This is a genomic window from Aliiroseovarius sp. (genome assembly GCF_965228805.1).
Lineage (GTDB): Bacteria > Pseudomonadota > Alphaproteobacteria > Rhodobacterales > Rhodobacteraceae > JASBTN01.
The window spans coordinates 2286879-2303054 of record NZ_CBDDIE010000003.1 but is presented as its reverse complement, the minus strand read 5'-3'; the positions used below and the strand labels follow the sequence as shown (position 1 = coordinate 2303054).

General features: G+C 63.7%; 16 protein-coding genes. 3 read left to right on the top strand and 13 right to left on the bottom strand.

All coding sequences use genetic code 11. The annotated features are described in order from the left end of the window. Positions 1 to 139: 139 nt before the first annotated feature. Genes ccoP through ccoN form a run of 4 tightly spaced genes read right to left on the bottom strand, consistent with a single transcriptional unit; the run spans position 140 to position 3583 of the window. Complete coding sequence (ccoP, locus tag ACO07D_RS12265; protein WP_421703231.1) at positions 140 to 1012, bottom strand: cytochrome-c oxidase, cbb3-type subunit III; 873 nt, start codon at positions 1010 to 1012, stop codon at positions 140 to 142. A 12-nt stretch (positions 1013 to 1024) separates the two neighbouring features. Further along, positions 1025 to 1219, bottom strand: coding sequence for a cbb3-type cytochrome c oxidase subunit 3 (locus tag ACO07D_RS12260; protein ID WP_421703230.1), 195 nt, complete (start codon positions 1217 to 1219; stop codon positions 1025 to 1027). Positions 1220 to 1229: 10 nt separating this feature from the next. After that, positions 1230 to 1964: a cytochrome-c oxidase, cbb3-type subunit II gene (gene ccoO, locus ACO07D_RS12255; RefSeq protein ID WP_421703229.1), complete on the bottom strand. Its 735-nt coding sequence runs from the start codon at positions 1962 to 1964 to the stop codon at positions 1230 to 1232. A gap of 14 nt (positions 1965 to 1978) precedes the next feature. Beyond that, positions 1979 to 3583: a cytochrome-c oxidase, cbb3-type subunit I gene (ccoN, locus tag ACO07D_RS12250; RefSeq protein WP_421703228.1), complete on the bottom strand. Its 1605-nt coding sequence runs from the start codon at positions 3581 to 3583 to the stop codon at positions 1979 to 1981. Between the two features lie 222 nt (positions 3584 to 3805). On the opposite strand from ccoN, the gene ACO07D_RS12245 reads away from it, so the two are divergent. Then, positions 3806 to 4645 carry a universal stress protein gene (locus ACO07D_RS12245; RefSeq protein ID WP_421705026.1) on the top strand — a complete coding sequence of 280 codons (840 nt, stop codon included), beginning with the start codon at positions 3806 to 3808 and terminating at the stop codon, positions 4643 to 4645. 378 nt (positions 4646 to 5023) lie between these two features. On the opposite strand, the gene fnrL is transcribed toward ACO07D_RS12245, so the two are convergent. Continuing rightward, positions 5024 to 5764: a transcriptional regulator FnrL gene (fnrL, locus tag ACO07D_RS12240; RefSeq protein ID WP_421703227.1), complete on the bottom strand. Its 741-nt coding sequence runs from the start codon at positions 5762 to 5764 to the stop codon at positions 5024 to 5026. Between the two features lie 60 nt (positions 5765 to 5824). Here fnrL and hemN point away from each other — a divergent pair, with 60 nt between their 5' ends. Next, entirely contained in the window at positions 5825 to 7180 is a 1356-nt protein-coding gene (hemN, locus tag ACO07D_RS12235) for an oxygen-independent coproporphyrinogen III oxidase (protein WP_421703226.1), read from the top strand. Between the two features lie 77 nt (positions 7181 to 7257). On the opposite strand, the gene ACO07D_RS12230 is transcribed toward hemN, so the two are convergent. The 7 genes from ACO07D_RS12230 to ACO07D_RS12200 all read right to left on the bottom strand — a co-directional run bounded on the left by ACO07D_RS12230 (position 7258) and on the right by ACO07D_RS12200 (position 14525). Then, the gene (locus ACO07D_RS12230) at positions 7258 to 8154 is read right to left on the bottom strand and encodes a hypothetical protein (protein ID WP_421703225.1); all 897 of its coding nucleotides are present in this window, start codon (positions 8152 to 8154) and stop codon (positions 7258 to 7260) included. 185 nt (positions 8155 to 8339) lie between these two features. Beyond that, complete coding sequence (locus ACO07D_RS12225) at positions 8340 to 9080, bottom strand: esterase/lipase family protein (RefSeq protein ID WP_421703224.1); 741 nt, start codon at positions 9078 to 9080, stop codon at positions 8340 to 8342. A gap of 158 nt (positions 9081 to 9238) precedes the next feature. Next, positions 9239 to 10060 (bottom strand): DMT family transporter, encoded by an 822-nt coding sequence (locus ACO07D_RS12220; protein ID WP_421703223.1) that lies wholly within the window; start codon positions 10058 to 10060, stop codon positions 9239 to 9241. A 286-nt stretch (positions 10061 to 10346) separates the two neighbouring features. Beyond that, on the bottom strand, positions 10347 to 11990 hold the full coding sequence (groL, locus tag ACO07D_RS12215; protein WP_421703222.1) for a chaperonin GroEL: 1644 nt from the start codon (positions 11988 to 11990) through the stop codon (positions 10347 to 10349). 53 nt (positions 11991 to 12043) lie between these two features. After that, entirely contained in the window at positions 12044 to 12331 is a 288-nt protein-coding gene (locus ACO07D_RS12210) for a co-chaperone GroES (protein WP_421703221.1), read from the bottom strand. Between the two features lie 364 nt (positions 12332 to 12695). Next, on the bottom strand, positions 12696 to 13805 hold the full coding sequence (locus ACO07D_RS12205; protein ID WP_421703220.1) for a cytochrome-c peroxidase: 1110 nt from the start codon (positions 13803 to 13805) through the stop codon (positions 12696 to 12698). A gap of 81 nt (positions 13806 to 13886) precedes the next feature. After that, positions 13887 to 14525 (bottom strand): DUF2161 domain-containing phosphodiesterase, encoded by a 639-nt coding sequence (locus ACO07D_RS12200; RefSeq protein WP_421703219.1) that lies wholly within the window; start codon positions 14523 to 14525, stop codon positions 13887 to 13889. Between the two features lie 100 nt (positions 14526 to 14625). Between ACO07D_RS12200 and ACO07D_RS12195 the strand changes: the two genes are divergently transcribed. Further along, positions 14626 to 15546, top strand: coding sequence for a manganese-dependent inorganic pyrophosphatase (locus ACO07D_RS12195; protein ID WP_421703218.1), 921 nt, complete (start codon positions 14626 to 14628; stop codon positions 15544 to 15546). A gap of 92 nt (positions 15547 to 15638) precedes the next feature. Here ACO07D_RS12195 and ACO07D_RS12190 read toward each other — a convergent pair whose 3' ends face one another. After that, positions 15639 to 16085, bottom strand: a complete 447-nt coding sequence (locus ACO07D_RS12190; protein WP_421703217.1) for a rhodanese-like domain-containing protein — start codon at positions 16083 to 16085, stop codon at positions 15639 to 15641. Positions 16086 to 16176 lie beyond the last annotated feature (91 nt).

Genomic DNA, 16176 nt, shown 5'->3' with positions numbered 1-16176 from the left:
GCGGAGGATGTGGCTGGGGGCTGGACTTCGTCAGCCCAGCCCCCCGTATCTGGTGGCACCGACCCCGGAGAAACGCGCGAACAGGATCAGGGATCGGTGCCGTCCGGGGAGTGAGGCCCCGGATCAGGAACTGGCCAGCTTATTCGCCGCCGCCCAGTTGGTGTACATATGCCGCAACAGCGTTGATCTGGCTATCGGACAGTTTGACGCTCCATGCGGGCATCACGCCGAACGGACCTTCGGACACGATCGCGGTGACCTCGGCTTCGCTTTTGCCATACAGCCAGATCGCGTCGACCAGGTTCGGGGCGCCCTGCTCGCGGTCGCCGGTGCCGTCTTCCATGTGGCAGGACGAACAGTTGTCCAGGAACACTTCTGCGCCAGCCGCCGCATCGCCATTGACCGCCGACATGTCCGACAGGGACATGACATAGGCCACGACATTGGCGATTTCCGCGTCTTCCAGGAAATCGTCCCCAAAGGCGGGCATCTCCGAATAGCGCGTGTCATCGTCATCCTCGGACCGGATCCCGTGACGGATCGTGGTCGCGATGGTTTCGATGTCACCACCCCAAAGCCAATCGTTGTCGATCAGGCTCGGGTAACCGTTGCCCTCGGCGATACCGGAGGCACCGGAGCCGTGGCACTGCGAACACCAGGTCGCGAAGGTCGAGGCCCCCGACTGGATCGCATAGTTGTGCAGGCCCGAGCCCGGTTCCAGCGTGGTCAGGTCGACCGAGGCCATCTGCGATTCCAGCTCGGCGTTCATCTCCTTGAACGCTTCGATGTCAGCCGCAACCTCGGCGCGGGTCGAGAAGCCCAGGTAACCGGCGGTCGCCCCCTGGATCAGCGGCCAGGCGGGATAGGCGATGGTGTACCAGACACCCCAGACGATGGTCGCATAGAAGACCCACACCCACCAGCGCGGCAGCGGGTTGTTGAACTCCTGAATACCGTCCCACTCGTGGCCGGTCGTTTCGACCTCTTTCTTTTCAACAGGTTTTTTACTCATTGCCGGGTCTCCTTAGTGCTGAGCGCGGGGGAGTTCCCCGTCACCGGCAGGTTTGTCTTCGTGACGAAACGGGATGTTGGCGATGTCCTTGTGGGTCTCGCGTGCGCCCGGGCGGAAAGCCCAGGCACAGACGCCGAGAAAGAACAGGAACATGGCCAGGAGCACCCAGCTATCGGCGATTTCGCGGAAAATGGAATAGGTGTCCATGTCCGCCCCCTTACCGGCTTGCGTCAGGCGTGAAGGTCGAGAAGTCGACCAGGGTGCCCAACATCTGCATATAGGCGATCAGAGCATCCATCTCCGACACACCCGGCTTGCCGTCGAAATTGCGCACTTGCACATTTTCGCCGTAACGCTCCAGCAGACCGTCATAGTCGCTGTCCGGATCCGCCTGAGCCAGCCAGTCGGCTTCGGCGTTCTCCAGCATCTCGTCGGTATAGGGCACACCCACGAAGGCGTTGGTGGCCACCACATCGGCGATATGGCTGCTTTCCGGGGTCAGCAGGTTGTCCAGCAGGAACGCGTATTTCGGCATCACCGATTCCGGCACGACCGACTGCGGGTTCACCAGGTGATCCACATGCCATTCGTCCGAATACCGGCCGCCGACGCGGGCCAGGTCCGGCCCGGTCCGCTTGGACCCCCACTGGAACGGGTGGTCGTACTGGCTTTCTGCGGCCAGCGAGTAGGGACCATAACGTTCCACCTCGTCGCGCATCGGACGGATCATCTGCGAGTGGCAGACATAGCAGCCTTCGCGGATATAGATGTTCCGGCCTTCCAGCTCGAGCGGCGTGTAGGGGCGCATGCCTTCCACATCCTCGATGGTGTTTTCGAGGTAGAAGAGCGGCGCGATTTCCACGATGCCACCGATGGTGACGACCAGCAGCGAAGAGACCAGCAGAAGCGTTGCGTTCTTTTCAAGAACGACGTGTTTGTCGAGAATTGCCATCTGTCCGGCCCTCCTTATTCAGCCGGAGCCGCGGCAGCGCCGGTGCTGACTGCTTCCGCAGCCGGCGAACGCTTCACGGTCATCCACAGGTTGTAGCACATGATCAGTGCACCAGACAGGAACAGCACCCCGCCCAGGCCACGCACCACGTACATCGGGAACTTCGCGGCCACGGTGTCGGCGAAGGAGTTCACCAGGAAGCCCTGCGCATCAACTTCACGCCACATCAGGCCTTCCATGATGCCGGTGACCCACATCGACGCGGCGTAGAGCACGATGCCGATGGTGGCCAGCCAGAAGTGCCAGGACACCAGGGTGTTCGAGTACAGGCGCGCACGGCCCCAGAGTTTCGGGGTCAGGAAGTACAGGACACCGAAGGTGATCATGCCGTTCCAGCCCAGAGCACCGGAGTGCACGTGACCAATGGTCCAGTCGGTGTAGTGCGACAGCGAGTTCACCGCGCGGATCGACATCATCGGACCCTCGAAGGTCGACATGCCGTAGAAGCCGATCGAGATGACCATCATGCGGATGATCGGATCGGTGCGCAGCTTGTCCCAGGCGCCCGACAGGGTCATCAGGCCGTTGATCATGCCGCCCCAGCTGGGCATCCACAAGACGACCGAGAACACCATGCCCAGGGTCGAGGCCCAGTCCGGCAGAGCGGTGTAGTGCAGGTGGTGCGGACCGGCCCAGATGTACAGGAAGATCAGCGCCCAGAAGTGGATGATCGACAGCTTGTACGAGAAGACGGGGCGTTCGGCCTGTTTCGGCACGAAGTAGTACATCATGCCCAGGAAGCCCGCGGTCAGGAAGAAGCCCACCGCGTTGTGGCCGTACCACCACTGCGTCATGGCGTCCTGCACACCGGCCATCACCTGCACCGATTTCGAGCCGAAGATCGACACCGGAATGGCCAGGTTGTTGACCACGTGCAGCATCGCGACGGTGATGATGAAGGACAGGTAGAACCAGTTGGCAACGTAGATGTGGGGCTCCTTGCGCTTCATCAGCGTGCCCATGAAGACCAGCAGGTAGGCAACCCAGACGATGGTCAGCCACAGGTCGGTGTACCACTCGGGTTCGGCATATTCCTTGCCGTGGGTGGCGCCCAGCAGGTAGCCGGTCGCGGCCAGCAGGATCACCACCTGATAGCCCCAGAACACGAACCAGGCCAGCCCGTCATTCCAGAGACGCGCGCCCGAGGTGCGCTGCACCACGTAGAAGCTCGAGGTAATGAGCGCGGTGCCACCGAAGGCGAAGATCACCGCCGAGGTGTGCAGCGGGCGCAGACGCCCGAAGTTCAGGTAGCCTTCGGCCCAGCCGAAGTTGAGGCTCGGAAATGCCAGCTGGAAGGCGATGAACGTGCCCACCAGGAAGCCGACCGCGCCCCAGAAGGCGGTCAGCGCCACACCGATGCGGATCGGTGCGTCCAGATATCCGGTCTTTTCGGCTTTCGGCTCGCCAATTCGCCGCAGCGAATAAACGAACATGCCGCCCCCGATCAACATAACCAGAATGGCGTGAACCAAGTAGGCTACGTCGCGGGCTTGACTTGCTGCATAGGCGGCAAGGACGGCCACAAGGCCGAATGCCACCAATTTCAGGTAATCCCACATTTTGCGTCCCTTCGTCTTTGTCTTTGTGCGCCCCACCCAGGTCGGTCAAAGGGGCACTTCGCGACTGTCGACGGTTTGAACCCCTGGGGTCCAGACCGCCTTGATCCATGTCAAATGCAACGGATTGGCCCGCCGAGCAATGCCCTTGACCCATGTCAAAGCGCCGCAGGGGGTTGAAAGGCACTCTGTCAGCGATAACGAAACCGCTTGGAAAAGAGTGCCATGGCCTATCGCACCATCACGACCCTTCTGACCGACCCGAAACTGAACCAATCCTCCTTCGCCGCAGCGGGCAGGCTTGCCAGCACATGCGAGGCGCATCTGGACGTGCTCTGCCTGGGGCTCGACCGCACCCAGCCGGGGTTCTACTACGCCGGAGCCTCGGCGATGGTGGTGCAGGACAACATGGCTCAGGCCCGCGAGGATGCGGTCAAACTGGAAAAACACGCCGAGGAACAGCTGGACGGGGCGCTCTTCCCCTGGGCCGCGACCGGCCTGTCGGCACAGATGGTCGCCCTGCCCGGCCTGGTCGCCCATCGCACCCGGTTCACGGATCTTGTCGTCTTGCCGAAGCCTTACGGCGAAGGGCGTGGCCATGATCTGGAGGCAATCACCGAAGCTGCACTGTTCAATGGCGCCGTGCCGGTCATGATCGTGCCGGACGCGGTCGAGGTGCCCGCAAAGTTCGAACGGATCGTCATCGCCTGGAACGAAAGCGCCGAGGCGCTGCGCGCGATCCGCGCCGCCCTGCCCTTCCTGCAGGCGGCCGAGCTGGTGTCGATCGCCATCATCGACCCGCCGCAGCACGGGCCGGAACGCTCGGACCCCGGCGGCGCGCTGAGCCAGATGCTGGCCCGCCACGGGGTGCGCGCCGAAGTCTCGGTGCTGGCCAAGACCATGCCGCGCGTGTCCGACATCCTGAACCGCCATGTGCGCGACAAGAACGCGGATATGGTTGTGATGGGCGCCTATGGCCACTCGCGCTTCCGCGAATCGATTCTGGGCGGCGCCACCCGACATATGCTGGAAGTGGCCGAAGTTCCGGTGCTGATGGCCCACTGACGGGCCCCGATTCGCCTGTTAAGCGAATCGCCTCGCCCGAACGTTGCACCGGCAAAGGGAGCGCTCCCGCCCCCTGCCCGCGCCTGCGGCTTGCCAGGGGTTGGGCGTAGCGCGTTTTGCTCGGCAAAACGCGCGGAGGGCGACAGCGGTGCTTGCACCGCGAGAGCCGCGTAGCTTGCGGAGGGCGACAGCGGTGCTTGCACCGCGAGAGCTGCGTAGCTTGCGGAGGGCGACAGTGGGCTTTGCCCAGGAGGGCCATGTCGCTGGCACGGAAGTTGGAGGGGCACTGCCCCTCGGCCTATCGGCCTCACCCCGGGATATTTCAGGAAAGATGAAAGGGCCCGACGGCGCCGAAGCCGGGGCCGGGGCTCGCCCTGCTCAGACGATCAGCCCGCCATCCATGTCGTCGCCGGTCTCGTCGATCAGCGCCTCGAGGTCGGGCACCATGACCTTGCGCTTGCCTTCCAGCACGATCACGCCGGATTTCTTGAGGGCCGAGATCTGGCGGCTCACGGTTTCCAGTGTCAGCCCCAGGTAATCCGCCATCGCCTCGCGGGTCAGGGGCAGATCGAAACTCATCCCGTCCCTGGGCGCCTGTTTGCGCAGGGAGGCATCGCGGCGGGCCAGGATCGACAGCAGGCTCGCGATCTTCTCGCGCGCGGTCTTGCGCCCCAGTACCAGCATCCATTCGCGGGCCGAATCAAGTTCGTCCAGCGTCATCTCCAGCAGCCGCGCGCCAATGTGGGGCGTCGAGGTCATCAGCCCCTCGAACGGCTTCTTGCGGAAACAACAAATCGTGAGGTCGCTCACCGCCACCACGTCGAAGGGCGCCGCGTCGCGCCCCGGGCGGCCGATGAAATCCGACGGCAGCAGCAGGCCCACCATCTGGGTGCGCCCGTCTTCCATCGTCTGGCTCAGCGAGGCGATGCCGCTGACCACCGAGGCGACGAATTCCATTTGATCTCCGGCCCATAGCACCGGTTGCCCGGCCTCATAGGTCCGGTAGAACTTGATTTCTTCAAGCCGCTCCAGCTCGTCCGCCTCACAGCGGGCGCAGACGGCGCGGTGGCGAATGGGGCAGGAGCCGCATTCCCTCGAAGCAAAGGCAATGTCGTTCATGTTGGGGTAACTTGATCCTGATCAAGGAAGTGCGCGTCGGTTCCTCTAAATCCTATTCGAATGCAGACCCTGACGCAACTCAGACAGCTGGGGCTATTTGACGCCCGTGTGCCTCGATACACCAGCTACCCGCCCGCCACGCATTTCAAGCCGGGTTTCAGCGCCGACACCGTCGGTGACTGGATCCGTGCAATCCCCGAAAATGCGACGATCTCCTTCTACGTGCACGTGCCCTTCTGTCGGCGCCTGTGCTGGTTCTGTGCCTGTCGCACCCAGGGCACGGCCAATGCCGAGCCGGTCCAGGCCTATGTGGACACGGTCAAGATGGAGCTTGCCCAGATCGCCGAGCGCCTGGCGCCCGGGGTCAAGATCGAGCACCTGCACTGGGGCGGCGGCACGCCGACCCTCTTGCGACCCGAGATGATCACGGACCTCGCCGCTGCAGTGAAGGACATGGCGCCGCTCGCGGACAATGCCCAGTTCTCGGTCGAGATCGACCCGAACGAGATCGACGGCGACCGTCTGGACGCGCTGGCAGCGGCCGGCATGAACCGTGCCTCGATCGGGGTGCAGGATTTCGACCCGATGATCCAGGAAGTCATCGGCCGCCCGCAGAGCTATGAGATCACCAAGGACGCAGTCGAAGGGCTGCGCGAACGCGGCATTACCTCGCTGAATGCCGATATCCTTTACGGGCTGCCGCACCAGACCAAGGAACGCATGGCAGATTCGGTGCAGAAGCTGCTGTCGTTGGGCCCGGACCGCGTGGCGCTGTTCGGCTATGCCCACGTGCCCTGGATGGCCAAGCGCCAGACCCTGATCCCGACCGAGGCCCTGCCCTCGCCGGAAGGTCGCCTGGAGCTGTTCAACACCGCGCGCGAGCTGTTCCTCGCCGATGGCTTTGCCGAGATCGGCATCGACCACTTCGCCCTGCCCACGGACGGGCTCGAGGTCGCCCATCAGAACGGCAGCATGCGCCGCAACTTCCAGGGCTATACCGAGGACAAGTCCGAGGTGCTCATCGGTGTCGGCGCCAGTTCGATCAGCCGCTACCCGCAGGGCTATGCGCAGAACGAACCGGCCACCGGCAAGTACCAGGGCCGCGTGCGCGCGGGTGAACTGGCCTCGGCCCGCGGTCACGTGTTCGACCGCGACGACCACCTGCGCGGCCGCATCATCGAGCTGATCCTCTGTGACTTCCGCGCCGACCTGAACCAGGTGGCCGTCGAGCTGGACGCCAGCCTCGACGAGCTACTGGCCATGTGCGCAGGGCTGGATGAGGCGATGCCGGACACCACCACGCTGGTGGACGGGGTGCTGACCATCAAGGAGCACGCCAAGCCGCTCGCCCGCATCATCGCGCGTCACTTTGATGCCTACGAGATGAACGCGTCCGGGCACAGCCAGGCGGTCTGACGCAATCGACGAGCAGAAACGATAACGCCCCCGAAGCCTGGCTCCGGGGGCGTTTTTTGTCTTGCGGTGAGGTCAGTTCAGAACAGGCCGAACCCGGTGTAATCCGTAAAGGTAAAGCGGGCGTCATGCGCCGGTTGCGTACGGCCAAAGGGAATGACCACGCCGAACTCGAACTGGTCATCGTCATCGTCGTGGAATTTCACATATTCCGCCTTCAGGATCACGCGGTCTGTGGTGTAGGACACCAGCACACCGGCGGAATGAAACCCTTCGTTATACCGCGCCGCATTCAGGCCAAGCGTGAACCGGTCATTCGGCGTGTAGATGAGCGAGATCCCCTGGTGGTCCGCCGCATCCTCACTTTCATCCAGGTCTTCGACGATCGCCAGGTGCACCGCGAACTGGTCGTTCAGCTTGCGCCCGATCAGGATACCCAGATCTTCGGAGTCGTTCTCATATCCCACCGCCACGGCATAGGCGCCGAACCGGCCTCGATATCCGAACTCCCAATCCGCATTCACCCCGTTGAAGTCGTTCGAGAAGGCGATCTGGTGGTTGCCGAATTTCAGGTCGACACGCAGCGTATCGTCGTCGGTCGAGGTGGTATCATCAAAGCCGAAGTACTCTTCGGGAAACAGGTTGCCCGCGCCCCAGATGTCGCCATAGCTCACCGTGACTTCGCCAAAGCTGGAAATGCCATCGCCGAAAGAGACCAGGCCATAGACCCCGCCGCGACGCCGTTCGAAGCCCGAGGTATCCCCTGAATCCTCCAGGTCGCCCCTCAGGCCGACACCAAAGGTCAACCCACCTTGGGTGCCATAGGTCGCCAGCACGTCCCCGCGCAGGGTCTTGCGGTAGTCACCGTATTGATCTTCGTATTCCAGGTTGACCCAGCCGCCCACGGCGAATTCTGCCTGGGCAATCCCGGCCGACAGGCCAACGGCGGTTGCCGCCAAAAGAAGTGTCTGTTTCATCATTGTCCCAACTCATCTCCGCCTACGCGCCACCCCGAAAACGGGGCGGACAATCTTGCACAGCAGTGACAGGTAAGACGGGGGATGGTCCAGTTCCCGCCGGCAATGAGTTGGGCCGCGTGACCGCAAGGGCACGCAACCCTCAGCTGAATATATAGCAATTCGAATGTGTTGCGCCCAAAGGCTCAGCGGTACCCCGCCTCTTCTGCAATCCGTTCCAGCACCGTGGCAAAGGTCAGACCGTGTTCGAAGGTGCCCTTGTCCAGAAAGCCGATCACCTGGGCGACGACCAAGGGGTTCACCATCATGAACGTATGGGTGACCGGCAGCACGATATGATCCGTCATGCCCTGGATGCGCGTGCTTTCCACGCTGACCTTGCCGTCGTCCTCGCCCTCGATCACCGCCGAATAGATCGGGTTCATCGACCGGTTTCCGGCGATCACGCCCAGCTCGAATGCGGGCAGGCCGGTGGCATTGGGCACCGAATCCGCGCCGGTGCCCAACTGCAGCCCGGCCGGGCCGTTGATCCAGGCGAAGGGCTCCAGATCACCAAAGGCATCCACCAGTTCGCTGCCATGGTTGGGCGGGGCCATCATGACGACGCGGCCCATGTCGGCAGGGCGGTTTTCTTCCAGCCAGACCCGGGCCAGGATACCGCCCATCGAATGGGTGACGAAATGCACCTTCTGGTCCCCGCACAGGGTGACCGCGGGCGGGATCGCCGCCTCGACCAGGGTCTCGATCGGCGCCTCGGTCGACGGATACCCCATGTTGACCACGTCATGGCCTTCCTGACGCAGCGCCTCCTCCATCACCAGCAACGATGTCGGGCTGCGCGCCAGCCCATGCAGCAGGATCACGCAATCGGCCAGGGCCGGAAGCGGCAAGAGGCACAGGGCCAGGGTGCTCAGGAGACGTTTCATGCCCCCAAGATAGGGTCCCTGCGGTGGCATTGGGAGGGGCAGCGGGTCGCAGGTCGGGAAAACCCGCCCCCATCAAGCCCCCGATCCCGGCGGGGTGGGCGGCCACGCGCCCTCCGCCCGCGCAGGGGCCTGCCAGGGTGGGAGCCGGGATCGGGGGCTCAGCCCCGCCTCAGCGACAGTCCCACGCCGCCCAGCACCAGCGCCGCCGCGATCCAGAACCGCCCGCTCAAGGCCTCGCCCAGGGCCAGCCCACCCACGGCGGCAATCACCGGCACACTCAGCTGCGCCACCGCCGCGCGGGTCGCGCCCAGCCCCGGCAGCACCGAGTACCACAGCGCATAGCCCAGTCCGGAGGTCACCGCGCCCGAGGTCACGGCCAAGCCGGCCCCGGCCCATGACATCCCGTCGGGCAGCACGCCCCAAATGATCAGCCCCGCGGGCACCGCCACCAGGAAACTCGCCGCCGTGGTTGCCAGCGGGTCCGCGCCTCCGCGTCCGCGCAGGGAATAAAGCCCCCAGCCGACCGCCGCCGCCGCCATCAGCGCCACACCGCTGGGCGGCAAACTCACCGCCCCGCCCGGCCAAACCAGCACCGCCAAGCCAGCCAAGGCCACACCTGCGCCCAACCAGCGCGCCCGGGGTACGGGTTCTCCGCCGATCAGCGCGCCCGCAAACATCGTCACCTGCACACCGCCAAACAGGATCAGTGCGCCGACGCCCGCGTCCAGGCTCACATAGGCAAAGGAAAACCCCAGCACATAAAGCGCCAGGGCCCCCGCATTGCCCAGATTGAACGCGCGCCCGATCCGCCCGGGATCGCGGAGCACCACCAACAGGCACAAGACCACGGCGCCCGAGATCAGCCGCACCGCCGCAAAACTCGCGGGCCCCGCCTCGCCGCCCGCCAGGGCCGCGCGGTTCAGGATCGAATTGGCCGCAAAGGCCAGCATGGTGAGGGAGGTCAGAAGGATCAGGCGCATGGATCACGCCTAGCGCGCCTACGCAGCGCTGGAAAGACATGAATGGCGCGGGGCGGGCGCTGCCCCGCCGTGCCGCCGGGCGGGTTGTATTGCGTCAGCCGACCCTGAACCGATCCCCAAACGCAACAAAGGCGCCCCGGGGGACGCCTTTGCGTTTGTTTCTGGCGGTGAACCCTTTCGGCAAATTGGGCCAATTGGCCCAATCGCCTGTCGGGCTGGCTTTCGTGACAAAGGCGCCCGATGGGCGCCTTTGCACTATCGCATCACAAGTCCTGGGGACCTGTGATTACATCATGCCGCCCATGCCGCCCATGTCGGGCATGCCGCCGGCCGGGGCGCCGCCGTCTTTCGACGGCTTGTCGGCGACCATGGCTTCGGTGGTGATCAGCAGACCAGCGACCGAGGCCGCGTCTTCCAGAGCGGTCCGGGCCACCTTGGCCGGGTCGATCACACCGAAGGCGAACATGTCGCCGTACTCTTCGGTCTGAGCGTTGAACCCGAAGGAGGTCTCATCGCTTTCGCGGACCTTGCCAGCCACCACGGCGCCGTCGACACCGGCGTTTTCGGCGATCTGACGCAGCGGGGCCTCGATGGCCTTGCGCACGATGTGGATACCGGCGTTCTGGTCGCTGTTTTCACCTTCCAGGGTTTCCAGCGCCTTGCCGGCCTGCACCAGGGCAACACCGCCGCCGACGATCACGCCTTCCTGCACGGCCGCACGGGTCGCGTTCAGGGCATCATCGACACGGTCCTTGCGCTCTTTCACTTCCACTTCGGTCATGCCACCGACGCGGATCACGGCAACACCGCCAGCCAGTTTGGCCACGCGTTCCTGCAGCTTCTCGCGGTCGTAATCCGACGAGGTCTCTTCGGCCTGGGTGCGGATCTGGGCCACGCGGGCTTCGATCTCGGCCTTCTCACCGGCGCCGTCCACGATGGTGGTCTCGTCCTTGGTGATTTCGACCTTCTTGGCGGTGCCCAGCATGTCGACGGTGACATTTTCCAGCTTCATGCCCAGATCTTCCGAGATCACCTGGCCGCCGGTCAGGATCGCGATGTCCTGCAGCATGGCCTTGCGGCGATCACCGAAGCCCGGCGCCTTGACGGCAGCGATTTTCAGACCGCCACGCAGCTTGTTCACCACCAGGGTGGCCAGGGCTTCGCCTTCGACGTCCTCGGCAATGATCAGCAGCGGCTTTTGCGACTGGATCACCGATTCCAGCAGCGGAACCATAGCTTGCAGCGACGAGAGCTTCTTCTCGTGCAGCAGGATCATGCAGTCATCCAGCTCCGCGATCATCTTGTCGGCGTTGGTCACGAAGTAGGGCGACAGGTAGCCGCGGTCGAACTGCATGCCTTCAACAACAGTGGTCTCGGTTTCCAGACCCTTGTTTTCCTCGACGGTGATGACACCCTCGTTGCCGACCTTCTGCATCGCGTCCGCGATCTGCTGGCCGATTTCGGCTTCGCCGTTGGCCGAGATGGTGCCGACCTGGGCAACCTCAGCGGAGTCTTTGACTTCGCGGGCCATGTCCTTGATGCCTTCGACGACCTTGGCGGTGGCCAGGTCGATGCCGCGCTTCAGGTCCATCGGGTTCAGACCGGCGGCAACCTGCTTCAGGCCTTCGCGCACGATGGCCTGGGCCAGCACGGTGGCGGTGGTGGTGCCGTCGCCGGCTTCGTCATTGGTGCGGCTGGCGACTTCTTTCACCATCTGCGCGCCCATGTTCTCGAACTTGTCTTCCAGCTCGATTTCCTTGGCGACGGAAACGCCGTCCTTGGTGATGCGCGGGGCACCGAACGACTTGTCCAGAACCACGTTGCGGCCTTTCGGGCCCAGGGTCACCTTGACCGCATCGGCCAGGATGTTGACGCCGCGCAGCATCGCGTTACGGGCATCGGTATCGAACTTCACGTCCTTGGCAGCCATTATGCTGTCTCCTACGAATTCTTTTGGATGTTTGTGATTGAAAGGTCAGCGGATCAGGACAGGACGCCCATGATGTCGCTTTCTTTCATGATCAGCAGCTCTTCGCCGTCGACGGTGACCTCGGTGCCCGACCATTTGCCGAACAGGATCTTGTCGCCTTCCTTGACGTCCAGAGCGATGCGGTTGCCAGCATCGTCACGGGCACCGGCACCGACGGAGACCACCAGGCCCTCGGCCGGCTTTTCCTTGGCGCTGTCGGGGATGATCAGCCCGCCCGCGGTTTTTTCGTCGCTTTCAACACGGCGGACCAGCACGCGGTCATGCAGCGGAGTGAATGCCATTGTCTGAGACTCCCTAAGCTCAGTTGCGTTAATTCGGTGTTAGCACTCACTCTTCGCGAGTGCTAACGGCGCATAGTTAGGGCTGGGATTTGGACGAGTCAACAAATGGGGTCGAACTTTTTCCGCCGCAGTGCAGCAAGAGGAACTACTACCCGTATCCTGGACGCAAGCAGCGGGGCGGCGCCCGACCCTGGGCGGGCGCTTAGAAACAGTTCAGTGGGGCGATCTAGTAGCAACTTCCGAAACGGTAGTTCGGGTTGATACGTTGCAAAAGCGCCCTCCCGTGGGGAGGGTCGGGCGCCGCCCCGCTACGCGGTGCGAAGGGAAAGTTACTTCCCCTTGGCATCCCTTGCTTACCTGCCCCTCACTCCTCCAACAAATGCTCGTACCGCGCGTCCGTCAGCGTCTTCAGAAACGCTACCAGGGCATCCACCCGCTGATCGTCCAGCGCGGGGCCGTGGGTCAGTTCCTCGACCGACAGGGTCATCGGAATCTCCGGCTGGCGCCACTGCTCGCCCGTTTCCGGGTTGATCTGCCGCGCCGGGTCCGGCGTGTTGTACTTGTTGTAGAACAGGATGACCGTGCGCAGATCCTCGAACACGCTGTTGTGCATGTAAGGCCCGGTCACCGCCACATTGCGCAGGGTCGGCGTCTTGTAGCGCCCCCCGGCCTTGGGGTCGCGCACCTCGGGGTTGTTCACCAGCCCCCAATCGACGCCCGTGACACCACTCATCTCCCGCACCTCGGCGTTCACCGGCACGCCGATATTGTGGTATTCGTAGTTGCTGAACGTCTCGTCCGCCGCAATCGGGCTGGTGCGCAGTTGGTGGCACTGGTTGCAATTGGTGAACTGTTCGGAGAAGAACAGGAGCCGCCCCAATTCCTCTTCCTTGGTCAGCTCCACCTCGCCGCGCAGGAAGCGGTCATATTTGCTGTCAAACGGCGCGAACTCTTCCGTGCTTTCGAAGGCCGCAATGGCCTGGGTCATCGCCGCGTAGGCGCCGTCGGCATCCTCCCAGATCGCGTCGCCATAGAAGGCCTTGAAGGCCGCAATGTAATCCTCGCTCTCCAGCAGGCGTTCCACCACGCTGGCCTTGTCGGGCATGCCCATCTCGATCGGGTTCAGGGGCGGGCCGCCCGCCTGCCCGGCCAGGTCCGGTTCGCGCCCGTCCCAGAACATACCGCCGCCCCAGATCCCCTCTTCCGTCATGTGGAACCCCGGGGTGAACGTTGCATAGGCCGCAGTGGGCGCGGTGCGGTCGCCGAAGCTTTCCCCATCATCGCCCAGCGACACCGGCCCGCGCGGATCGACGAAACCCGCCGCCGGGTCATGACAGGTCGCGCAGCTTTGCGTGCGGTTCTTTGACAGGTTCACATCGAAAAACAGCGCCTCGCCCAGGTCTTCGACCGTATCGAAGGCGGCAACGGGGCTGGCGCAGAGCGTCATGGCGACGGCGAGAGCAATGCGGGTCATGGGATGTCCTTTGCGATTCCCCGCCTGTCTAGCGCAGAGGCCCGGGGAGGGTAATTGATCCCGATCAATTTTCTCAGATATTCAGCTCGTAATGTCGAACAGACGATAAACGCCCTTTTCCACCTTCTCGAACCAGCCATAGTGATTGTCGCGCATGATCGTCGTGGCGCGCTCCACCCCGGTCGCCTTCGCCACATCCCGCCCGCGCGCGGCCCCGTGTTCGGCCAGATAATCCCGACAGCGCTCCGCATCCTGGCGGTAGGCGGTCACCACCTTGCCCCGCGTGCCGCCTTCATTCGGATCGCCCGCACGCTTGGCAAACTCGCCCAAAAGGCGCGATTTTCGCAGCTTGGACTTGCGTGGCTGATAGGGGCCCGGGTCTGCGTGGACTTGCACAAATCCATCCTTCAGGCGCACAGACAGCACGCCCAGGCCCAATCTCTTGCACAATCCCGTGTTTCCCTTGAAGGCGCGCCACCCGGCCTTGCCCGCCCACCTGGGCACCGCGACATAGACCGCATCCGTCACCGCCTGCCGCGCGCAGGCCTGTTGCAGCAGCGTCAGCGAGAAGCCCGTCTTCAGTTCCACCACCACCGGCTCCGCACCGTCCTGCACCGCAACGACATCCGCCGCGCCGACCTCACCCTTGACCTCATAGCCCAGCCCCTCCAGCCAGGCCTTCACGGGGGCGTAAAGTTCGGTTTCCTTGATCCCTGCCATGGCGGCACATTAGCCCCTTTCTGCGAGCGCGAACACCCGTGACAAGCCCCGCCCCCGCGCCTATAAGACGCGCAAAATCGACCAGATACGGATGACCCTCATGACCACGCTTGTTTTCGGCCACAAATCCCCCGACACCGACTCGACCGGCTCGCCGCTGATCTGGTCCTGGTACCTGAACGAGGTGAAAGGCACCCCCGCCAAGCCCGTTCTGCTGGGCCAGCCCAACACCGAAGCCGCCTTCATGCTCGACCGCTGGGGCTTCGACATGCTCGAGATCATCGAGGACGTGGCCGACGACCAGGCTTGCGTCGTCGTTGACACCAACAACCCGGCCGAACTGCCCGCCAATATCAACGGCGCCGACGTGCAGCAGATCATCGACCACCACAAGCTGGTCGGCGGCCTGGAAACCAAGGGCCCGATCGACATCACCATCCGCCCGGTGGCCTGCACCGCGACCATCATGTTCGACCTGATGGGCGACGACGCCGCCAAGATGCCCGAGAACATCAAATGCGCGATGCTGACCTGCATCCTGTCCGATACGCTGGAGTTCCGCTCGCCCACCACCACCGAGCGTGACCGCGAGGTTGCCACCCACCTGGCCACCGAACTGGGCATCTCGATCCCGGACTATGCCGCCGAGATGTTCGCGGCCAAGTCGGACGTCTCCTCCTTCTCGGACGCCGAGCTTCTGCGCATGGACTCGAAGGAATATGAGGTCGACGGCACCAAGTTCCGCGTCTCCGTGCTGGAAACCACCTCGCCCGCGACCGTTCTGGACCGCAAGGCCAGCCTGATGGACAGCATGGTCACCGTCGCCGCTGAAGACGGCGTCGACCAGGTGCTGCTGTTCGTCGTCGACATCCTGAACGAGGAAGCGACCCTGCTGGTGCCGAACGATCTGGTCAAAACCGTCGCTTCAAAAAGCTTCGCTGCGGACGCCGCGGGCGACACCGTGGTCCTGCCGGGCGTCGTCAGCCGCAAGAAGCAGATCATTCCGAACCTGAAGGTCTGATACGGGATTTCTGAAAGAAAAGGCCCCGCTGGAGCGATCCAGCGGGGCTTTTTGTTGGAAAAGTGAAACTTGCAGCGCTGCTTGTGCAGCACCTACTCTACCGCCACCGGCCGATAGCCCTCCCGCATCAGCCGCTTCATCCCGCCCTCGACCGAGGTCACCTTGTTCTCGATCCGCCCGGCCAGCGCACCCGCCGCCGCCTGGGTCCGGTTGCCCGACCGGCAGATCAGAACCACCTCGCGCCCATCCGCGATCTTGTCGCCCAGGGCCGCCAGAAAAGCACCGGCAAAACTGCCCGTGCCCTCGAAGGTCACCAGCTCTGCCCCCTCGATCACGCCAGTCTGCGCCCATTCCGGCGGGGTGCGAATATCGACGATCAGGGCGCCGCGCGCCCGCATTTCCTCCACCGACATGGGCTCATGCATATAACCCGCCCCTGCCAATTCACTCGACCGCCCCTGCCCGGCCAGCAAAGACACCACACCGACACCAGCGACCCCCGCGGCCCCACCCAACATCAAGAATCCACGTCGATCCATCACACCCTCCAATCCTTTCCCAACAGATAGGCCCGCACCCCGCACCACACACTGGTCAATTCTGTCGCAGCCCCTATAGATGGGGGCAACT

Coding starts and splice junctions, on each gene's coding strand:
- ccoP (WP_421703231.1), bottom strand. CDS start 1,012: ATGAGTAAAAAACCTGTTGAAAAGAAAGAGGTCGAAACGACCGGCCAC.
- ACO07D_RS12260 (WP_421703230.1), bottom strand. CDS start 1,219: ATGGACACCTATTCCATTTTCCGCGAAATCGCCGATAGCTGGGTGCTC.
- ccoO (WP_421703229.1), bottom strand. CDS start 1,964: ATGGCAATTCTCGACAAACACGTCGTTCTTGAAAAGAACGCAACGCTT.
- ccoN (WP_421703228.1), bottom strand. CDS start 3,583: ATGTGGGATTACCTGAAATTGGTGGCATTCGGCCTTGTGGCCGTCCTT.
- ACO07D_RS12245 (WP_421705026.1), top strand. CDS start 3,806: ATGGCCTATCGCACCATCACGACCCTTCTGACCGACCCGAAACTGAAC.
- fnrL (WP_421703227.1), bottom strand. CDS start 5,764: ATGAACGACATTGCCTTTGCTTCGAGGGAATGCGGCTCCTGCCCCATT.
- hemN (WP_421703226.1), top strand. CDS start 5,825: ATGCAGACCCTGACGCAACTCAGACAGCTGGGGCTATTTGACGCCCGT.
- ACO07D_RS12230 (WP_421703225.1), bottom strand. CDS start 8,154: ATGAAACAGACACTTCTTTTGGCGGCAACCGCCGTTGGCCTGTCGGCC.
- ACO07D_RS12225 (WP_421703224.1), bottom strand. CDS start 9,080: ATGAAACGTCTCCTGAGCACCCTGGCCCTGTGCCTCTTGCCGCTTCCG.
- ACO07D_RS12220 (WP_421703223.1), bottom strand. CDS start 10,060: ATGCGCCTGATCCTTCTGACCTCCCTCACCATGCTGGCCTTTGCGGCC.
- groL (WP_421703222.1), bottom strand. CDS start 11,990: ATGGCTGCCAAGGACGTGAAGTTCGATACCGATGCCCGTAACGCGATG.
- ACO07D_RS12210 (WP_421703221.1), bottom strand. CDS start 12,331: ATGGCATTCACTCCGCTGCATGACCGCGTGCTGGTCCGCCGTGTTGAA.
- ACO07D_RS12205 (WP_421703220.1), bottom strand. CDS start 13,805: ATGACCCGCATTGCTCTCGCCGTCGCCATGACGCTCTGCGCCAGCCCC.
- ACO07D_RS12200 (WP_421703219.1), bottom strand. CDS start 14,525: ATGGCAGGGATCAAGGAAACCGAACTTTACGCCCCCGTGAAGGCCTGG.
- ACO07D_RS12195 (WP_421703218.1), top strand. CDS start 14,626: ATGACCACGCTTGTTTTCGGCCACAAATCCCCCGACACCGACTCGACC.
- ACO07D_RS12190 (WP_421703217.1), bottom strand. CDS start 16,085: ATGGATCGACGTGGATTCTTGATGTTGGGTGGGGCCGCGGGGGTCGCT.